General features: G+C 69.8%; 16 protein-coding genes. 8 read left to right on the forward strand and 8 right to left on the reverse strand.

Annotated features, from left to right (window positions below):
* Positions 1-123 precede the first annotated feature (123 nt).
* Positions 124-1,614, forward strand: a complete 1,491-nt coding sequence (locus ACLBWX_RS03195) for an MFS transporter (RefSeq protein WP_447675640.1) — start codon at positions 124-126, stop codon at positions 1,612-1,614.
* A gap of 160 nt (positions 1,615-1,774) precedes the next feature.
* Here ACLBWX_RS03195 and ACLBWX_RS03200 read toward each other — a convergent pair whose 3' ends face one another.
* Positions 1,775-2,209 (reverse strand): nucleoside deaminase, encoded by a 435-nt coding sequence (locus tag ACLBWX_RS03200; protein ID WP_447675772.1) that lies wholly within the window; start codon positions 2,207-2,209, stop codon positions 1,775-1,777.
* 421 nt (positions 2,210-2,630) lie between these two features.
* On the opposite strand from ACLBWX_RS03200, the gene ACLBWX_RS03205 reads away from it, so the two are divergent.
* The 4 genes from ACLBWX_RS03205 (at position 2,631) to ACLBWX_RS03220 (ending at position 7,568) form a co-directional block, all read left to right on the forward strand.
* Positions 2,631-2,834 (forward strand): CsbD family protein, encoded by a 204-nt coding sequence (locus ACLBWX_RS03205; protein WP_056211453.1) that lies wholly within the window; start codon positions 2,631-2,633, stop codon positions 2,832-2,834.
* Between the two features lie 1,039 nt (positions 2,835-3,873).
* Positions 3,874-5,811 (forward strand): pseudouridine synthase, encoded by a 1,938-nt coding sequence (locus tag ACLBWX_RS03210; protein WP_447675773.1) that lies wholly within the window; start codon positions 3,874-3,876, stop codon positions 5,809-5,811.
* The gene (rsmD, locus tag ACLBWX_RS03215; protein WP_447675641.1) at positions 5,808-6,365 is read left to right on the forward strand and encodes a 16S rRNA (guanine(966)-N(2))-methyltransferase RsmD; all 558 of its coding nucleotides are present in this window, start codon (positions 5,808-5,810) and stop codon (positions 6,363-6,365) included. Before ACLBWX_RS03210 ends, rsmD begins: the two co-directional genes overlap by 4 nt.
* A 90-nt stretch (positions 6,366-6,455) precedes the next feature.
* Complete coding sequence (locus ACLBWX_RS03220; RefSeq protein ID WP_447675774.1) at positions 6,456-7,568, forward strand: spore photoproduct lyase family protein; 1,113 nt, start codon at positions 6,456-6,458, stop codon at positions 7,566-7,568.
* Here the strand turns inward: ACLBWX_RS03220 and ACLBWX_RS03225 are convergent.
* Positions 7,536-7,979: a winged helix-turn-helix transcriptional regulator gene (locus ACLBWX_RS03225; protein WP_447675642.1), complete on the reverse strand. Its 444-nt coding sequence runs from the start codon at positions 7,977-7,979 to the stop codon at positions 7,536-7,538. The two genes, ACLBWX_RS03220 and ACLBWX_RS03225, sit on opposite strands and share 33 nt — an antisense overlap.
* A gap of 76 nt (positions 7,980-8,055) precedes the next feature.
* Here ACLBWX_RS03225 and ACLBWX_RS03230 point away from each other — a divergent pair, with 76 nt between their 5' ends.
* Positions 8,056-8,667: an FMN-dependent NADH-azoreductase gene (locus ACLBWX_RS03230; protein ID WP_447675643.1), complete on the forward strand. Its 612-nt coding sequence runs from the start codon at positions 8,056-8,058 to the stop codon at positions 8,665-8,667.
* On the opposite strand, the gene mutL is transcribed toward ACLBWX_RS03230, so the two are convergent.
* Positions 8,664-10,565 carry a DNA mismatch repair endonuclease MutL gene (gene mutL / locus ACLBWX_RS03235; protein WP_447675644.1) on the reverse strand — a complete coding sequence of 634 codons (1,902 nt, stop codon included), beginning with the start codon at positions 10,563-10,565 and terminating at the stop codon, positions 8,664-8,666. The two genes, ACLBWX_RS03230 and mutL, sit on opposite strands and share 4 nt — an antisense overlap.
* A gap of 173 nt (positions 10,566-10,738) precedes the next feature.
* Between mutL and ACLBWX_RS03240 the strand changes: the two genes are divergently transcribed.
* Complete coding sequence (locus ACLBWX_RS03240) at positions 10,739-11,827, forward strand: glycosyltransferase family 61 protein (RefSeq protein ID WP_447675645.1); 1,089 nt, start codon at positions 10,739-10,741, stop codon at positions 11,825-11,827.
* Positions 11,828-11,831: 4 nt separating this feature from the next.
* Here the strand turns inward: ACLBWX_RS03240 and ACLBWX_RS03245 are convergent, their stop codons facing one another.
* Positions 11,832-12,860, reverse strand: a complete 1,029-nt coding sequence (locus tag ACLBWX_RS03245) for a KpsF/GutQ family sugar-phosphate isomerase (RefSeq protein ID WP_447675646.1) — start codon at positions 12,858-12,860, stop codon at positions 11,832-11,834.
* A gap of 282 nt (positions 12,861-13,142) precedes the next feature.
* Here ACLBWX_RS03245 and ACLBWX_RS03250 point away from each other — a divergent pair, with 282 nt between their 5' ends.
* Positions 13,143-14,852: an outer membrane beta-barrel protein gene (locus ACLBWX_RS03250; protein WP_447675647.1), complete on the forward strand. Its 1,710-nt coding sequence runs from the start codon at positions 13,143-13,145 to the stop codon at positions 14,850-14,852.
* 61 nt (positions 14,853-14,913) lie between these two features.
* Here the strand turns inward: ACLBWX_RS03250 and ACLBWX_RS03255 are convergent, their stop codons facing one another.
* The 4 genes from ACLBWX_RS03255 to ACLBWX_RS03270 form a co-directional block, all read right to left on the reverse strand.
* Complete coding sequence (locus tag ACLBWX_RS03255; RefSeq protein ID WP_447675648.1) at positions 14,914-15,510, reverse strand: AprI/Inh family metalloprotease inhibitor; 597 nt, start codon at positions 15,508-15,510, stop codon at positions 14,914-14,916.
* Between the two features lie 249 nt (positions 15,511-15,759).
* Complete coding sequence (locus tag ACLBWX_RS03260) at positions 15,760-17,004, reverse strand: cytochrome P450 (protein WP_447675649.1); 1,245 nt, start codon at positions 17,002-17,004, stop codon at positions 15,760-15,762.
* Positions 17,001-18,293: an NAD(P)/FAD-dependent oxidoreductase gene (locus tag ACLBWX_RS03265; protein WP_447675650.1), complete on the reverse strand. Its 1,293-nt coding sequence runs from the start codon at positions 18,291-18,293 to the stop codon at positions 17,001-17,003. The genes ACLBWX_RS03260 and ACLBWX_RS03265 overlap by 4 nt, the downstream gene beginning before the upstream one ends.
* Positions 18,290-18,556: a ferredoxin gene (locus ACLBWX_RS03270; protein WP_447675651.1), complete on the reverse strand. Its 267-nt coding sequence runs from the start codon at positions 18,554-18,556 to the stop codon at positions 18,290-18,292. Before ACLBWX_RS03270 ends, ACLBWX_RS03265 begins: the two co-directional genes overlap by 4 nt.
* Positions 18,557-18,706: the final 150 nt, after the last annotated feature.

The raw sequence follows: 18,706 nt of genomic DNA on the forward strand, positions 1-18,706 counted from the left end.
GCGTCCGGCAGAGCCCGCCGAGATCAGCCGAGATCGCTTACCTTTGCGCCAAGCTTGGCGGAACCGCCGGGCATCGCGCCGGATTGCCAACAACTGTCCGAGAGCACGGTTAACGAGGATTCGATGGCAACCAGGACCGTGGCGGAACGAGGCGGCGCGAGCGCGGAGGCGACGCCAGAGCGCGTTCCGATGGGCACCGTGATCGACACGGACATCTCCGCGCGGCTCGACCGCCTGCCCTGGGGGCGCTTCCACGTCCTCGTCATCGTCGCGCTCGGCATCACCTGGGTGCTCGACGGACTCGAGGTGACCCTCGCCGGCTCCCTCGTCGGAGCGCTGCGGGCCGAGCCCATGAGCTTCACCGAGTTCGACATCGGGTTGGCGGCGAGTTCCTACCTCGTCGGCGCCGTCACCGGGGCGCTGGGCTTCGGCTGGCTCACAGACCGCATCGGCCGCAAGAAGCTCTTCTTCATCACCCTGGCGCTCTACCTCGCCGCCACCGCCGCCACCGGCCTGTCCTGGAACATCTACAGCTTCTGCCTGTTCCGCTTCCTCACGGGCGCCGGCATCGGCGGCGAGTACACCGCCATCAACTCGACGATCCAGGAACTCGTGCCCGCCCGCGTGCGCGGCTGGACCGACCTCGTCATCAACGGCTCGTTCTGGATCGGCGCCGCGATGGGCTCGTTCCTGTCCATCGTCGTGCTGCGCCCGGGCATGATCGACCCGGCCTGGGGCTGGCGCATCGCCTTCTTCGTCGGCGGCGGCATCGGCCTCGTCATTCTGCTCCTGCGCACCTGGATTCCGGAAAGCCCGCGCTGGCTCGCGACCCACGGCTACGTGGCGGAAGCCGACCGCGTCGTCACCGGCATCGAGAAGCGCTTCACCGACGAGGGCCACACGCTGCCGCCCATCGACGACGCCAAGCGCATGAAGCTCAGGACCCGCAGCCACACGCCCCTCAAGGAGGTGTTCGGCACCATGCTGGTCGGCCACCGCAAGCAGACCATGGTCGGCCTCGCCCTGATGGTGGCGCAGGCCTTCTTCTACAACGCCCTGTTCTTCACCTACGCCCTGGTGCTGCAGCGGTTCTACAACGTGCCGGGCGATCATGTCGGCTGGTATCTGCTGCCCTTCGCGCTGGGCTCGTTCCTCGGCCCGCTGCTGCTGGGGCGCCTGTTCGACACGGTCGGCCGCCGCCCGATGATCGCCTTCACCTACGGGATCTCGGCGATCCTGCTGGCGATCACCGGCTACCTGTTCAAGATCGACGTGTTCGGCCCGGTGGGCCAGACCGCGGCCTGGATGGTGGTGTTCTTCTTCGCCTCCGCCGCCGCGAGCGCGGCCTATCTCACCGTGGCGGAGACCTTCCCGCTGGAGATCCGGGCGCTGGCCATCGCGGTGTTCTACGCGCTGGGCACCGGCATCGGCGGCGTCTCCGGGCCGCTCCTGTTCGGCGCCCTGGTGGAGACGGGTTCGCGCGACAACGTGCTGATCGGCTATCTCATCGGCGCCGCCCTGATGGCGGTGGCGGCGGTGGTCGGCGGCCTCTTCGGCACCGCGGCCGAAGGCAAGTCCCTGGAGGACGTCTCGAAGCCTCTCGCGGCGGCCTGAAGACTCGCGGTTCCGCGCGGACGAACTAAGAGAGCCCCGGGGATGGTCTGTGTCGGTCGCGGATCGATCGTGTGACGCCCATCCCCGGAGGGAGCCGATGCGGATCACTGCGCCGCGCTCGCGCTCGGTCTGTCGGGCGGCGCCGGCGGGAGCCGAGCCCTCAGGTCACCCGGCGCTCGGCGAAGAAAGCCCGCAGCAGATCGGCGGCCTCGCGCTCGCGAAGGCCGCCATAGACCTCCGGGCTGTGGTGACAGGTCGGTTGGTTGAAGAAGCGCGGACCGTGCTCCACGGCGCCGCCCTTCGGGTCCGGGGCCGCGAAGTAGAGGCGCCGGATGCGCGCGAACGCGATCGCTCCCGCGCACATCGCGCAGGGTTCCAGGGTGACGTAGAGGTCGCAGCCGCTCAGGCGTTCGTCGTCCAGCGCCCGGCAGGCGGCCCGGATCGCCAGGATTTCCGCGTGGGCGGTCGGGTCGCGTAGGGCACGCGGGCGGTTATGCGCCACCGCGACCACCGCCCCGTCCTTCACCACCACGGCGCCCACCGGAACCTCGCCCTCCCCCGCTGCCAGGCGCGCTTGCGCGAAGGCGCGGCTCATCGGGTCGCCGCCAGAGGTGGGGTCGCCGACAGATGCGGGGTCGCTGGCGGAAGGGGCGGCATCGGGCATGGGCGCTGTCCTGGATCGGCGCCCGATCCTTGGCCGCCCGGGCGACGATCCGCAATGGGTCGCATCCGAGGCGCTGCGGGACCGGTCTCGTGCATGGGAGCGGGGCCGTCGAAGTCCTGCCAGGGACCACGTGGAAGCGCGTCGCGCCGGAGACGACAGCGTCCGGACCTCCCAAGAGGCGATACGGACGCTGCGTCCGCCGATCGCTCCACCGTGGGCCGAGGCCTCGAGGCCGAACCGGTTCACGAGGATGTTAAGGCGCGGAACATCGTCCGGGCGTGACCGTTGGACAGGGCAATGCGGCTCGGCTGACACATCGCCCGGCCGCCAACCCGAAGACGAGGAGCGCACGATGAGCAGCACCACCGACAAGATCAAGGGTCTGGCCAACGAGGCCGTCGGCAACGTCAAGCAGGGCATCGGCAACGTGACCGACAACGACAAGCTCAAGGCCGAGGGCAAGGCCCAGGAGCTGAAGGGCGAGACCCAGAAGACCGTCGGCGATGCCAAGGACGGCGTGAAGAACGCCGCCGACGCGGTCAAGAGCAAGCTCTAAGCCTTCCTGCCCGGGGCTCGGCTTCGGGCAAGAGGAACTGGAAAAGGCGGCGCGAGCCGCCTTTTCGCTTGTTTGGGGGCCGTATTCGGCGAAGCCGCGGCCCATGAGCGCGGGATCACTCGCAACGGCGCGTCCGCTCTGTTATGGGGCAGGCATGACCGACAAGACTGACGATACGATGGGCGGGTCCGTGGACGCGCCTGCCAAGACCTCCCGTTCGAAGGCCAAGGCCTCGACGAAGACCGCCGCACCGAAGGCCGAGGCCGTCGAGGCACCGGCGGGCAAGCCCGCGAAGGCGGCCAAGGCTGCGAAGGCCGAGCCCGTGACGCTGAAGGTCGAGAAGTCCGCGACCGGCGCGGCCAAGTCTTCGGGTGCGCCTGCGTCCGCAGCGGACGCGTCGGCTGGGAAGTCGTCGGACGCAAAGGCGCCGAAAGCGAAAGCTTCGAAGCCGGCCGCCATCGAGGACGATGCGGCGCAGGCGGAACCCGTGACAGCCCTGGCACCGAAAGCGGCCGCGCCGAAAGCCGCCACGCCGAAGGCTGCGACGGGCAAATCCACCGCAGTCGAGCCCGCTGCGGGCAAGTCCAGCGCAGACAAGTCCAGCGCAGGCAAGTCCAGCGTGGGCAAGTCCGCGGCAGCGAAGGCCGAGACGGTCGCGCCCGCCGATCCGAAGCCGGCCAAGGCCGTGGCCCCCAAGAAGGCGGCCGCGACTGCGCCTGCGGTGACGGAAGCGTCCGAGACCAAACCCAAGAAGGCGAAAGCCGCGAAGGCGGCGCCCGTAGCGGAGGCAACCGGAGCCGAGGCGCCCGAAGTACCCGAGGCGTCCGTTGCCGAGCCAGCAGCCGAGCCTGCGCCCAAGCGCGCCAAGGCGGCCGAAGCGTCCCAGGCCCCCGAGCCGAAATCTTCCGAGCCGAAATCTTCTGAGCCGAAATCTTCCGAGCCGAAGTCGGCGGCCTCGGCGGAGCCCTGGGCTCCGGCGACCGATGCCGGCATTCCCGGCCCCTCGGCGGAGGAGAAGCCGAAGGTCCGCCATGCCGCCATGCCCCGCGGCGGCGATGCGCCCCTGCGCCGCAAGACGCCGCTGGCGAAGCCCGCTCCCGCGCCGCGGCCCGAGGCGGCCGCCTCCGGTGGTCCGGCCCGCGACGACGTCACCCCCGAGGGCGACCGCATCGCCAAGGCCATCGCCCGCGCGGGCATCGCCTCGCGCCGCGACGCCGAGGCGATGATCGAGCAGGGCCGCGTCACCCTCAACGGCAAGGTCCTGACCTCGCCGGCGATCAACGTCACCCCCGACGACCGGATCACCGTCGACGGCGAGCCGCTGCCGGCCCGCGAGCGCACCCGCCTGTGGATCTACCACAAGCCCCGCGGCCTCGTGACCACGGCGCGCGACCCCGAGGGTCGTCAGACCGTCTTCGACAACCTGCCCGAGGACCTGCCCCGGGTCGTCGCCATCGGCCGCCTCGACATCAACACCGAGGGGCTGCTGCTCCTCACCAACGACGGCGGCCTCGCCAAGGTCGTCGCCCACCCCGACACCGGCTGGCTGCGCCGCTACCGGGTGCGCGCCCACGGCGACACCACGCAGGCCGAACTCGACAAGCTGCGCCGGGGCGTCACCATCGACGGCATGGATTACGGCCCGGTGGATGCGAGCCTCGACCGGGCATCCGGCGACAACCTCTGGCTGACGCTCGGCCTCCGCGAGGGCAAGAACCGCGAGGTCAAGCGCATCCTCGAGCATCTCGGACTCGCGGTGAACCGCCTGATCCGGCTCTCGTTCGGGCCGTTCCAGCTCGGCGACCTCGAGGCCGGTCTCGTCGAGGAGATCCGCACCAAGGTTCTCAAGGAACAGCTCGGCCCGGGCCTCTCGGAGCAGGCCGGCGTCGATTTCGAGAGCCCGGTGCGCGAGCCGATCGCGCCCTTCGGCTCCCCGAAGCAGCAGGCCAAGCAGCCCGCCCGCAGCGCCTCGGCCGCCCAGCGCCGCGAGCCGCGCGCCTATGACGACGAGGCGCCGCGCGGCGGCGGCCGTCCGATGGCACCCGCCAAGCCCGCCCGGGTTCCCACTGGCGGCAACAGCGCCGGGCCTCGCCGCTCCGTCTGGCGCGCCGAGGACGAGGCGAGCGCGGAGGATGCGCCGCGCCGGGTGAAGATCCCGCGCCGGGGCGCCGACCCGAAGGTCGAGCGCGAGGCCGCCGCCGCCCGCGGCCGCGAGCGCGTCGGCGCCATCAGCACCGGCGAGCGCCGGGTGCTGGTGGAACGCCTGAAGTCGAGCCCGCAGGAGCCCGCCGCCGAGCCGCATCGCCGCGACAGCGCCGCGCGCCGTCGCGACGACGAGGCGGCGCCCCGCGAGGGCCGCTTCCCCCGCGCCGAGGCGCAGGGCCGCCCCTTCCGGCAATCCGACGATCGCGCCGCGGCCCGTTCCAGCGGCGACCGTCCCGCCCGCGGCTTCGGCGGCGAGGGCCGGCCGCCGCGCCGGGACGACGACCGCCCGCGCGGAAACTTCAGGCCCCAGGACGGCGCCGAGCGCCGCGGGCCGCCGCGCGGCGGCGAGGACCGTCCGCGCGGTCCCTTCCGCGGCAACGCCAACCGTTCGGAGGGCGGCGACGAGCGCGGCGCCCGTCCGGCCTCCCGCGGCGCGCCCGCCCGCGACGGCTTCCGCGGCGACAAGCCCAGCGGCTTTCGCGGCAACGACCGGCCGGGCGCCGATCGGGGCGGCTTCAAGGGCGGTGCTCCCCGCCAGGACGGGGAACGCGGCGGCTTCAAGGGCGGCGCTCCTCGCCAGGACGGAGAGCGCGGCGGCTTCAAGGGCGCAGCCAGGTCGGGCGGCGGCAAACCAGGGGGCGGCTTCAAGCCCGGCGGCAAACCCGGCGGGTTCGGCGGCAAACCCGGTGGGTTCAATCGCGGTGGTTCCGGCGGCGGCAAGCCGGGCGGCGGCGGCGGTGGTGGCCGTCCGCCTCGAGGTGGCAGCCGGTGAGGATCGTCGGCGGCGATCATCGCGGTCGCCGCCTCGCCACCCCGAAGACGGACGCGATCCGGCCGACCTCGGACCGCCTGCGCGAGGCGATCTTCAACGTCCTCGCCCACGCCTATGACGACGCCGTCGCCGGGGCTCGGGTCCTCGACCTGTTCGCCGGCACCGGCGCCCTCAGCTTCGAGGCCCTGTCCCGCGGGGCGGCCTATGCCCTCCTGGTCGACGAGGGTGCCGAGGCCCGGGCGCTGATTCGCGAGAACATCGAATCTTTCGGCGCCGAAGGATCGACCCGCCTGTTCCGGCGCGACGCCACCCGGCTGGGACCGGTCGGGACCAGCGGCACGTTCACCCTGGTGTTCTGCGATCCGCCCTACAATCGCGACCTCGCGCCGGCGGCCCTGCTCAGCGCGGCGGCCGGTGGCTGGCTCGCCCCCGGCGCCCTCGCGGTCATCGAGGAATCCGCCAGCGTCCAGGTCGCCCTGCCCCCCGGTTTCACCGCGCTGGAGCGCCGGGTCTACGGCGATACGGCCCTCGCCTACGCGCGCTACGCCGCCTGAGGCACGACCTCGACACGACCCTCCTGGTATACGGGCGCGACCCTCGCGCGCGCCGGGGACCTCCGACGACGCCCGTCGCGTTCCCTCATGATGGCTCTCGCCGAACCCCGAACCGATGCCGCAGAGATCGATCCCGATCCGCGCCCCGCTCGACCCTGGCGCCCGCGCCGGGTGCTCGTCACGCCCGCCGCCCTGGACTACGCCCACGGCCGGGCGATGGTGGCCCGCGCCGAGGCGCTCGGCCTACCGGTCGAGCGCCTGCCCGCCAACCGACTGATGGGCCTACGAAATCCGGATCCGCGCGTCGCGTACCGCGAAGCCAAGGCGACCCTCGCCATCGTCGTGGCGCCGCCGACGAAGCTGAAGCTTCAGCCGATCCCTCCGAGCGCCGATTGGCGCTTCGACCTCGCCGAGGGCTGCCCGGCCCATTGCCAGTACTGCTACCTCGCCGGGTCGCTCTCGGGGCCCCCGGTCACCCGGGCCTACGCTAACCTCGATCCGATCCTCGGCAACCTCACAGCCTATCTCGGCCAGGGCGCCATCACCTCCGCACAGGCCGATCGCGCCCACGAAGGTACCACCTTCGAGGCCTCCTGCTACACCGACCCCCTCGGTATCGAACATCTCACCGGATCGCTCTCGTCCGCCATCACCCATTTCGGCGCCTGGGACGCGCCGGTGCAACTGCGCTTCACAACGAAGTTCGCCGCTGTCGAACCCCTGCTTGGCCTCGCCCATCGTGGGCGCACCCGCATCAGGTTCTCGGTGAACGCGCGCGCCGCCGCCCGCTACGAGGGCGGCACGGCGAGCCTCGATGCCCGTTTGAGCGCTCTTCGGGCCGTCGCGGAGGTCGGCTATCCCGTTGGGCTGACCATCGCACCGATCCTGCCGGTACCGGATTGGCAGGGCGCCTATGCCGCCCTGATCCGCGATGCCGGCACGGCACTGGCCGGTGTGCGGGACCTCGACCTCACGGTCGAACTCATCACTCACCGGTTCACACCCGGCTCGAAGGACGTGCTCAAGGGATGGTATCCCGGCTCGGATCTGCCGATGCAGGAGAGCGACCGTAGCCGGAAACTGACGAAGTTCGGTTCGGTTAAGTATGTCCTTCAGCGCGATCTCATGCAGGCAATGCGTCTCACGATCACGAAAGACCTTGCCGACGTGCTACCGACTGCGCGGGTTCTCTATTGGACCTGAAGTATCATCGCCGTCCGATCGCGATAACTCTCCGTCGAAACGGCTGCGCGCATTCTGGATTGTGGGAAGATTCGCGAACGCCCAGGCCCCGAGCGCCTGGACCGGTTTCTGCAGAGACCGACCGAGCTCCGTGAGCTCGTACTCCACCCGCGGAGGGATGGTCGGGTAAACGGTGCGCGAGACGAGCCCGTCGCGCTCGAGCCCCCGCAGGGTGAACGTCAGCATACGCTGCGAAACGCCCCCGATCATCCGCTTCAATTCGTTGAAGCGCCGCGGACCGTCCGTCAGCATCATGACCACGAGGATCGTCCATTTGTCGCCGATCCGAGAGAGGACCGTCCCGACGGCGCGGCAGTCACCTAGGTGGTGCGGCGGCTGTGCCTCGGTTCCTTCGCTGTGCCCCGGTACCACGAATGTGCCTCCTTGCGCCGGCGCCCTTCCGGTTCTCTATAACGCCTCGGTACACTTCTGATACCGGGAACCTACGATGAAGCTCCTCCACGTCGACGGAAGCATCCTTGGCGATCACTCCGTAAGCCGCGCCGTTTCGGCCGCGATCGTCGCGCATCTCACCGCGGAGACACCAAATCTTGACGTCACTTATCGCGATCTCGCCGCGACTCCCATTCCGCATTTGTCGGGGGCCTTTCTCGCGGGTCAGCAACCGAACGCGACGAACACGCCGGACATCCAGCACGATGTTGAACTCGGCCGAACGGTCCTTGCCGAATTCTTGGCCGCCGACATCGTCGTGATCGGCGCGCCCCTCTACAATTTTACGATCTCGTCCCAGCTTAAGGCCTGGATCGACCGCATCCTCGTGGCGGGCCAGACCTTCAGATATACCGAGGGCGGAGCCGTCGGCCTCGTCCCGCAGAAGCGAGCCATCGTCGCCGTCGCCCGCGGTGGGCACTACGGAGACGGCTCGCCGTATGCCGCCGCGGAGCATGCCGAAACTTACCTTCGCGTCGCGCTCGGCTTCATCGGGATCACGAACCCGGAGGTCATCGTCGCCGAGGGAATCTCGCTCGGCCCGGAAGCTCGGCAGAAAGCCCTCGACGAAGCCCTGAAGGCCGCCGCCAGCTTACCGGCGGCCTAGCGCCGACCGAACAACCGCTCGATGTCATGGAGTTTCAGCTCCACGAAGGTCGGGCGGCCATGATTGCAGGTGCCGGCGAGCGGTGTCGTCTCCATCTCGCGCAGCAGCGCGTTCATCTCTTCCGGACGTAGGCGCCGTCCTGCCCGGATCGAGCCATGGCAGCTCATCCTCGACAGGACGGCGTCCAGACGCCGGCCGAGGGGGCCCCCGCCCTCGTCCGTACCATCCGGACTTTCGTCCTCCAGCCCGCTCTCGCTCAGCGCATCGAGAATGTCGATCAAAAGGCTTCGGATCGAGGCCGTTGCAAGAGCTGCGGGAACCTCACGCACGAGGATCGCGCCGGTGCCGAACGCCTCCAGTGTAAGCCCGAGCCGATCGAGATCGGGCGCGGCGGCCAAGAGCCGCTCGGCGTCGCCCGGTGCCATCTCGACGACGTCGGGGATCAGCAGTCCCTGGCGGGCGATGCCGCCGGACGACCGTTCCTGCTTCAGACGTTCGTAGACCAGGCGCTCGTGAGCTGCATGCTGATCGACGAGCACAAGCCCGTCGGCGGTCTGGGCGACGATGTAAGTCTCGTGCAGTTGTGCCCGGGCCGTACCGAGCGGAAATCCATCGGCTTCCCGAAGGTCGAGGTCTGGCCGAACGTCCGCCGACGGAACCACGAACTCATCGTCGAAGCGCGTCTGAGGAGGCTCGGCCATCCCCCCCCAAAGCCGAGCGCGCGGGTTCGCCTGTCGGTACTGGCTGGGCGCTGCAACGGACGCGAACGAGGGCGGCAGGCTAGGCACTGGTATCGGGTAGGTGTTCGCACCAGAATGTATTGAGAGATCGGTCGTGCGCAGCACGTCGAGGGCCCGGGCAGCGCCGGTGCTAGAGCCGCGCAGACCGGCTCGGCGCAGGGTCTCGTGAATCGCGCTGACGACCAAGCTCCGGACCAAACCAGGATCGCGGAAGCGTACCTCCGTCTTGGCAGGATGTACGTTCACATCCACCAGAGACGGGTCGCACTGGATCGCCAGCGCGAGGACGGGGTGGCGGTCGGAACTCATGGTGTCGGCATAGGCGCCCCGGACCGCGCCGAGTAGAAGGCGATCACGCACCGGGCGACCATTCACCGTGAAGTGGATATGACTGGCGGCACCGCGGTGATAGCTCGGCAGGCCGATATGTCCGGATAGGGCGAAGCCTTCACGGGCCATAGCGAGGGCAAGCGCATTCGGTCCGAAATCGGGGCCGAATACCGCTGTCAGGCGGCGCAGTGTAGCAGAGGGTCCGATGTCGGCTTCGCCTGGCAGGACCAGCGGCGTCCCGCTCTCGGAGCGAAGCGCGAAACGGATGTGAGGCTGCGCCACTGCAAGGCGACGCAGGATATCGCTGATCGCCGCCGTTTCGGCTCGATCGGACTTCAAAAATTTCAACCGTGCCGGGGTAGTAGAGAAGAGGTCACAGACTTCGATGCGGGTGCCCTTCGCACTCGGCGCCGGCCGTACCTCGCCCTTGATGCCGGCGTCCACCGTGAGTGTGACGCCCATGCCCGCATCCGCCATACGACTGGTCACCGTCAGTCGCGCAACGGCACCGATCGAAGGCAGCGCCTCGCCGCGAAAACCCAAAGTTTCGATGCAGGTGAGATCGCCACCCGGCAGCTTCGACGTGGCGTGCCGTTCGACGGCAAGCGCGAGATCGGCCGCGCTCATGCCGGCACCGTCATCGACGACGCGGATCAGCCTCCGCCCGCCGCCTTCGATCGAGACCTCAATGCTTCTCGCACCCGCATCGATAGCGTTCTCCACAAGTTCCTTAACCGCCGAGGCGGGCCGCTCCACGACTTCGCCCGCTGCGATGCGGTCGATGAGGATCGAGTCGAGGCGTCGGACGGGGCGAGGTGGCGCGGACATGCGGGGAAACCTATAGCTGCGCCCCGATCCGGCCGAAAGGCAACGCAAAGGCCTATCATGTATACCGCGACCCCTGTCGCGTCGTTGCTGGCTCGCGTTCCGTCGGACCGCTCACGCGATCTCGGCGACTGCAGGGCGATTTCGAACACCATGGTCCAAGGATTCACTCGCACGTGAGACCCAAGCTACAGCGATGCCGCACAGTCTGGGGACGCACCGAGCGCCGCGATGCCCTTCCGGGCCTGCGCACCGTGACGAACGCCATTTATCAACCGGCGAGCCCGGACGGCAGCTGGGCCTTGTGCGACGCTGCAGGGACGATCATCGAGTTCGGCGCCAATCCGATGCTGACGGATGTCGTGGATCAGGTCGATGATCGCCCGACCCTCTTCGTCGGTCCGCTGATCACGCATTACGGCCACTTCCTCCTCGGTACCTTCGCACGCCTCTGGCCGCTGCTCAATTGGACGGGACCGAAACCGCGCCTCCTGTGCTATGCCGAAGGTCCCCTGGATGCGCTGCATGCGCAATGGGCTACACTTCCGTTCCTGGCCGACATCCTGGCTCGCTTCGATCTGAGTGTCGAAGACCTCGTCACCTATCAGAACGTGACGCAAATTCCCGAGCTCCTGCTGCCGGAGCCTTGCGTGAAGGAGCAGGACTTCACCTACGCGATTTACGGCACCCTCACGCGCTTCACTGGCCAGGCATTCTACAACTCCGACGCAATCGATCGCGACGCACGGCCCGTCTATCTGTCGAAGGCACGGCTGGGATCGGGCATTTCGCGGCTGACTAACGAAGATGCGTTGTGCGAGGCCCTGTCGCGGCAAGGCGTGGACATCGTCTTTCCTGAAGCTCTGCGCTTTCCCGAACTGGTTCGGCTTCTCTCCGAGCGAAGGATGGTGCTTGGAACAGCGGGCTCGGCCTTCCACACCGCGGTCTTCGCGGCTCCAAACCGTCGCATTCTAGCGCTGAACTGGACGCCGCCGGTCAACGCCAACTTCCTTCTGCTCGATGCGCTGAATGGCACGCGGGCGCGCTACTACTTCGTTCCCGGAAGCACAATCGGGGAGGAGCGAGGCTTCCACTTCGGCTGGTCGATTCCAGACCCCGAAGCGGTCGCCGCCGAAATGCTGGAGCGCGTGCGCGGCTTCGACGCCCTCGATGCCCGTGATGCGGCGGAGGATGCGGCCCGGTGGCGTGCCAAGTGGATTCCGGGTTGGAAGCCGGTCCAGCGCTGGCTCGATCGCCGTGGCTGATCGCTTAGGCGACGCCCGAGCGAAGCAGATCGTGGTAGTGAACGAGACCGACAGGCCGGTCCTCCTCGACGACGATCAGCGCGGTGATCTTCATCGATTCCTGGATCTCCAGAGCTTTGGCCAGCAATGTCTCGGGGGCCACCGTCCGGGGCTTGCCGCTCATCAGAGCGTCAACGGTAAGGCCGTCGAGATCGCTGCGGAAGACGTTGCGACGCAAATCGCCGTCGGTGAGGATTCCGGCGAGGCGCCCGTCGGCTTCCACCACGACCACCGAGCCGAAGCCCTTGGCATCGATCTCGGCGATCGCTGCGCGCATCGGCGTACCGCGCGCGACGACCGGCAGTTGTGCACCGGTATGCATGACCTCCCGGACTTGGCGCAGAGACGCGCCGAGCCGGCCACCCGGATGGTAAATGCTGAATTCTCGGGCCGAGAAGCCTCGGGCCTCGAGAAGGGCGATCGCCAGGGCGTCTCCGAGGGCAAGCTGCATCGCCGTGGAGGTCGTCGGGGCCAGGCCGTTCGGGCAGGCCTCGCGCGCCTTCGGCAAGGTCAGGCAGATGTCGGCCTCGCGCCCGAGAGTCGAAGATCCGTTGGACGTGATCGCGACGAGTCCGACACGGTAGCGTCTGGCGTAGCCGATGATATCGGCGAGTTCGGTGGTCTCACCGGACCATGACAACGCCACGACGACGTCTTCGGGCTGGATCATTCCGAGGTCGCCATGGCTTGCCTCCGCGGGATGAACATAAAGGGCTGGCGTGCCCGTCGAGGCGAGCGTCGCGGCGATCTTGCGCCCGATATGGCCGGATTTCCCCATACCGGTGAGGATGGCGCGGCCCTTCGCGCGGACAATCCGTGAGACCGCATCCGTGAACGCCGCCCCGAGACCGTTGCCGATGGCCTCCATGAGGCAGGCGAGCCCGTCCCGTTCGGTCTCGATGGTCCGCAGGGCGGAGGCGACGGCGGGCGAGAGCGTCGCCTCGGCGGGCGTCGGGGCGGGGCGCAAGGCCTGGGCGCTGTCTGTGGGAGCCATACCGGCCCTTGTCCTTCTCGTGAGTTCGCGAGCCCGTGAGCCGCCACTGCCGACCGCCTATGAACAGCGATTGTGGTCGGATGGCGACTCCGTGCAGCCGCCGACGGCGTCCCTCAGCCCGTTGACGCCCCATTAACCGTGGCGGTTGTAGGCCTGTTAACCATGACGTCGAAAGGTCCTTCACAAAGGACGATTTGGCGTCGTCCGCCATGCGCTTCCGCCGGCGGTTCCGATTTCGATGCGCCGGATCCGGCGCGAAGGTCAGCGGAAAGACATTGATCCGTGACACGCGCAGGGCCGATCGCAGGGGGGAACATTCGGAGCCTTGGTGGCTTCGCCCTAATCGGTGCCCTGACCCTTTCGTCGCCACCGGTATTGGCCCAGGCTCTGCCGTCGGGCGCGCCGGATGCTGCGTCCGGGACTGCGAGCGTCGGCGATGTCTTGCCCCTGGGTCCGAGCCTGCGCGGCAGCAATGTTTCGGGCAGCGGCGTCCTCAACAGCAACGGGAGTGCCACAGGCGGTGAGGCTACGGGCGGCAGCGGGCTGGCGACGCGCGCCCTGGCTGGGAGTCGCTCGGGCAGCGCTCTTGTTTCCGGTGGAACCAGCGGCGCCAACAATCGCGGCCTGACCAATATCCTGCGCCTTCGGGCGATGCCGCCGCGCCGCTTCGGGAGTGCCACGGTGCGGCCAGTGCGGTCGATCACACAGGTGCCGCCCTACGATCTGCGTCTGACGCCGGTGGTGCGCAGCGCGGTGAGCGGCGTGCCGTTGCCGACGATCCTGCCGCTTGCGGGTGTGCAGACGCCGGGATTCTTTCTATCGACTGCGCTGCGCCGGCCGATCACCATCGACGAAGCTTATGCGCCCCTGGGCATCAAGGTGGGGACCTTCACGATCCTGCCCGCGATCCAGCAGAGCATCGGGTACGACACGAACCCCGACCAGATCACCAACCGGCTTGCCAAGCCATCGTTGGCACTGCGGACCGACGGCGAATTGAGCTTCCGCAGTGACTGGTCGTCGAGCGAACTCACAGGCGACCTGCGCGGCGGCTACAGCGATTACCCGGACAATCAGGGGGCCAGCCGTCCGAACGGAGCCGGCGTGACCCGGCTGCGGATCGACGCCAACCGCGACACGCGGATCGATGTCGAAGGGCGATTTCTCCTGGAAACACAACGCACTGGCACGCCGGACCTCGCGGCCGCGACGGCGACCCGGCCGCTGATCGCGAGTTACGGGACGACGGTTGGCGTCACCGAGCGGTTCAACCGGGTGCAGGTGTCGCTGCGGGGCCTGCTCGACCGCTCGGAATTCGAGGATGCGCAGCTTTCCGACGGCACCATTCTACGCCAGAGCGACCGTAACCTGAACCAGTACGGCCTGCAGCTGCGGGCCGGTTACGAGATCTCGCCCGTCATCACGCCCTTCATCGACGTCCTCGCCGATACGCGCGTCTACGATCTACGGGTGGATTCGACGGGAATACGACGCGACTCGGACGGCATTACGCTCTCGGGCGGCGCGACCTTCGCGCTGACCCGTTTCGTCAGCGGCGAAATCTCCGCCGGTCTTCAGCATCGAAGCTATGTCGACCCGGCTCTGCGCGACCTGACGGCCCCGGTGATCAACGCGGCGCTGATCTGGACGGCGAGCCCGCTGACAACCCTTCGGCTCAATGCCGCGACCGGCGTCATCGAGACGTCGGTCCCGGGTTCGAGCGGTGTTCTGACACAGACCGCCACGCTGGAAGTCCAGCACGACCTCCTGCGCAATCTCTCGCTGACCGGCGGGATCAGCTACCTGTCGAACGACTACGATCGGGTGAACATCAACGAGCACGGTTTCTCGGCGACGGCGCGGATCGACTATCGATTCAATCGCTGGCTGGCGATGCGCGGGAGCTACATCTACCAGCGCCTCGACAGTACCTCGGCCGCGTCGAGCTTCCACGCGAACACGTTCCTGCTCGGCCTGCGCATCAATCCGTGATGCGCAGGCCCTCGGGGCGGCGGCCGTATACCAGGGAGGTCGTGTCGAGGTCGCGCGGTTTTCAGCGCACCATCGCCAGCGACGCGCCGGACTTCGACAAGGCGCCGTCGAGCGCCCCGCCGCCCTGGCGCAGGCGGGCCGCGACGGTGCCGCCGGGCTGGTAGAGATAGACCTCGCCGTCGCGGTAATCCCAGGCGGTCACCTTGGAGAGGTCCTTGTTCGGGCAGCCCGAGGCGCTGGCCTTGTAGAGGTCGAGGGCGGGGGCGCTCGACAGGGAGACCTTGCAGCTCGCGCCGGTGGCGTCCTTGGCATTCCAGGTGCCGACCACCGAGGACCGACCGCTGGCCACCACCGGCGGCGGGGGCGGTGCGACGGGCGCCGGATCCGGCGCGATCACCGGGGTCGAGGGGGCGACGGCGACGTTGGCGCCGACCGGAGGCGGCAGGTCGGGCGGGATGGCGGTGGCGCCCGGCGGCGGGGCCAGGGGCTCCGAGGTGACCGGGCCGGACGGCATCGCCGGCACGACGGGCTCGAGGGCCGCCTGGGGCCCCGGGGCGAGACGTCCGCGCGCAGGTCCCTCGAGGCGCTGGGAGGCGCAGGCGCCGAGGCCGGCGGCGAGGGCGAGGACGGCGAGTGTCGACAGGAGCGGACGCGGCATCGTTGGCGGATTCCGAAGCAGGAGCGGGATCGGGGCCTGCGACCCCGGTTCGGGCCTGCGTCACCGGCAATTGCGCTGGCGGCAAGGCACCGACTGCAGCCTGTGCGGGATTTGCCGGGACGGTCGGAGATTTGCCGTCCGGTGTGGCGTTCGTGCCTCACGGTGCGGGGCGACCGCCGGAGGGGCCGAACCGGGACGGCGGCAGGCGCCGCATGGCGGTCCCGTGAGGCTCGGCCTTCCGCCCGGCGCCTAGGGCGCGATCCCGTCGATGGCCAGCCGCAGGTGCTTCGGCCCGCGCAGGGCCGAGCCCGGGCGATAGGGCGGCGGGTCGACGGCGAGGCGCGGGTTCTTCAGGCGGCGGGCGAGGGCCACCAGGGCGGCCTCGACCTCGAAGCGCGCCAGGGGAGCGCCGACGCAGTAATGCAGGCTGCCGCCGAAGGCGAGGTGGCGGTTGTCGGTGCGGTCGGGGTCGAAGCGGTCGGGCTCGGCGTAGACCTCCGGGTCGCGATTGCCGGAGGCCAGCAGCAGCACCAGCGGTGCGCCCTCCGGGATCGTCACCCCGTTCTGCGTGATCGGGCACAGGGTCTTCCGCGTGCGGAACTGGACGGGGGGCTCGTAGCGCAGCAGCTCCTCCACCACGCGGGGCGCCCGGCTCGGGTCCTCGCGCAGGCGGCGCAGTTCCTCCGGGTGGCGCAGCAGGGTCAGCATGCCGTTGGTGATCAGGTTCACCGTGGTCTCGTGCCCGGCCACCAGCAGCAGGATGGCGGTGGCGACGAGGTCGAAGTCGCTCATCCGCGGGCGGCCGTCGACGCCCTGCGTCGCCAGCCCGGAGAGCATGTCGTCCTGCGGGTCCTTCCGCTTCTCCGCGATCAGGCCCTGCATGTAGGCGGAGATGGCATCGAAGGTGCGGCTGTTCTCGGCCCGCAGCTCCTCGTCCTGCAGGGTGTCGGGCTCCAGGGCGGTGGCGAGCTGCGTCGCCCAGCCATGGAACTGCGCCTCGTCCGCCGGCGGAATTCCCAGGAGCTCGCAGATCACCGTCACGGGGAGCGGGTAGGCGAGGTCGTCGACGATGTCGATGGATTTCGCGTCGCCGAGCTTGTCGAGGATCTCGTCGACGAGGATGTGCGAGCGCGCCCGCAGGGCCTGGACCCGCTGCGGCGTGAATTGCTGCATCACCGCCGCGCGCAGGCAATCGTGGTCGGGCGGATCGCGGAAGATGAAGGGCCGGTGGGTATCGGTGATGTGGTCGCGCACCGGCTTGACCAGCCAGTCCTTGAAGGGGTTGCCCGTCTTGGGCCGGTCGGCGGGCGGCAGGGTCTCCGAACTCACCCGCGGATCGTGCAGCAGGCTCGCGATCGCCGCGTGGGAGGCGGCCACGTAGGTGCCGTCCTCCTGGCGCGAGACGGGGCATTCGCGCAGGCGCGCGAAGAGCGGGTACGGGTCCGGCCGGGCGGCCTCGTCCTTGATCTGGGCGAACAGGGTGGGGTCGGTCATGCCTTGTCCTCGTCGGCCGGTTCGGGAAAGGCCGGCGGCAGCACGGTAAAGGGGCCGGCATCGACGCCGCCGGGCACCGGCGGGAACGGCGCCCCCGCCGCGACGTGCTCGGCATAGGTCGGGAGCCAGCGGGCGCAGTCGAGGGCCACGGCGGCGATGCAGCGTCCTTCCCGTCCGTAGACCGCCAGGAAGCGGCCCTCCTTCAGGCTGCCCCGGGCGATGACGACGCCGTCGGCCCCGTCCGTCAGGCCCGCCGACTTGATGGTGATGCCGCCCTGGCTCGACCAGAAGGCCGGCACCTCGGCATAGGGCTCGGGCGCGAGGCCGGCGAGCAGCCGTCCGGCATGCCGGCCTTGCGCGACGGCATGGCCCCAGTGCTCCAGGGCGATGCGGTGGCCGGGAAAGAGCGGGTGCGGAAAGCGCGCGACGTCGCCGGCCGCGGCGATCCGGGTGTCGGGCCGCTCGGAATCGTCGAGGACGTGGCCCCGCGCGTCGCAGTCGATGCCGCCTGAGTCGAAGGCGAGGCCCGAGCCGGCGAGCCAGCCGGTGTTGCGCACGGCGCCGAGGGCCACGACCACCACGTCGGCCGGCAGCCTGGTGCCATCGGCGAGCCGCACCCGGACGACGCGTCCGGTGCCGTCATCCTCCAGGGCCGCGACCTTCACGCCGCTGCGGATCGTGGTGCCGAGGCTGCCATGCAGGGCCTCGACCACGGAGCCGAGGTGCTGCCCGAGCACCTTCGCCAGCAGGGTCGGGCCGGTCTCGACCAGGGTCACGCAGAGGTCGAGGCTCCGGCAGGCGGCGGCGACCTCGCAGCCGATGAAGCCGCCGCCGATGATGACGACGTGGTCCGGGCGCGCCGCGAGGTCGCGCCGCAGAGCCTCGGCGTCGTCGCGCCCGCGAAGGGTGTGAACCCCCGACAGGCCGGCCTGCGACGCCTCCGGCCACGGGCGGGCGGAGGCCCCGGTGGCGATGAGGAGCCGGTCGTAGGGCACCGCCTCGCCGCTGGCGAGGGTCACGGTCCGCCGGCTCCGGTCCAGGGCCGTCGCCGGATCGCCGAAGCGCCAGTCGGCATCGAGGGTCACGAGGTTCGGCAGGGCCGTGGCATCGGCCGGCACCTCGCCGGTGAGCACCGCTTTCGAGAGCGGCGGCCGGTCGTAGGGCCTGTGCGGCTCGGCCCCGATGATCGTCAGCGGGCCGCCGAACCCCGACTGCCGCAGGCTCTCGGCGCCGCGCAGGCCGGCGAGGGAGGCCCCGACCACGACGATGCGCGTCTGCGCGTCGCTCATCGGCGCACCGCCCCGGCATCCTCGACGCGGATGGCCTGGACCGGGCAAGCGATCCGGGCGCGCTCGATGGCCTCGCGGGCGGTCGGCGACGGGGCGGGGTCGTAGTGCAGGGCCTCGCGGCCCTTCAAGACGAAGTGGTCGGGGGCCGCGTAGCAGCACTGCGCGTAGGCCTGACACAGGTTCAGGTCCACGGTGACCCGCAGGCCGCCGGCGGCGCGCCGGGCATCGGCGCTCGGCCGGTCGTGATGGGGAAGGTCGGACATGCTTGCGCAATCGGCCGGGGCGGTCGCGGGTTCCGCCGCGCGCGGCGCGGTGTCGGGACGCGGCCGATGGCGAGGGCCGTCGTCTCCTCGCGCGGTCGCCTCTCCTCGCGCGGTCGCCTTTCCTCGCGCGGTTGCGCGAGCGGAACGCCC

The sequence above is a fragment of the Methylobacterium sp. M6A4_1b genome, from assembly GCF_053345175.1.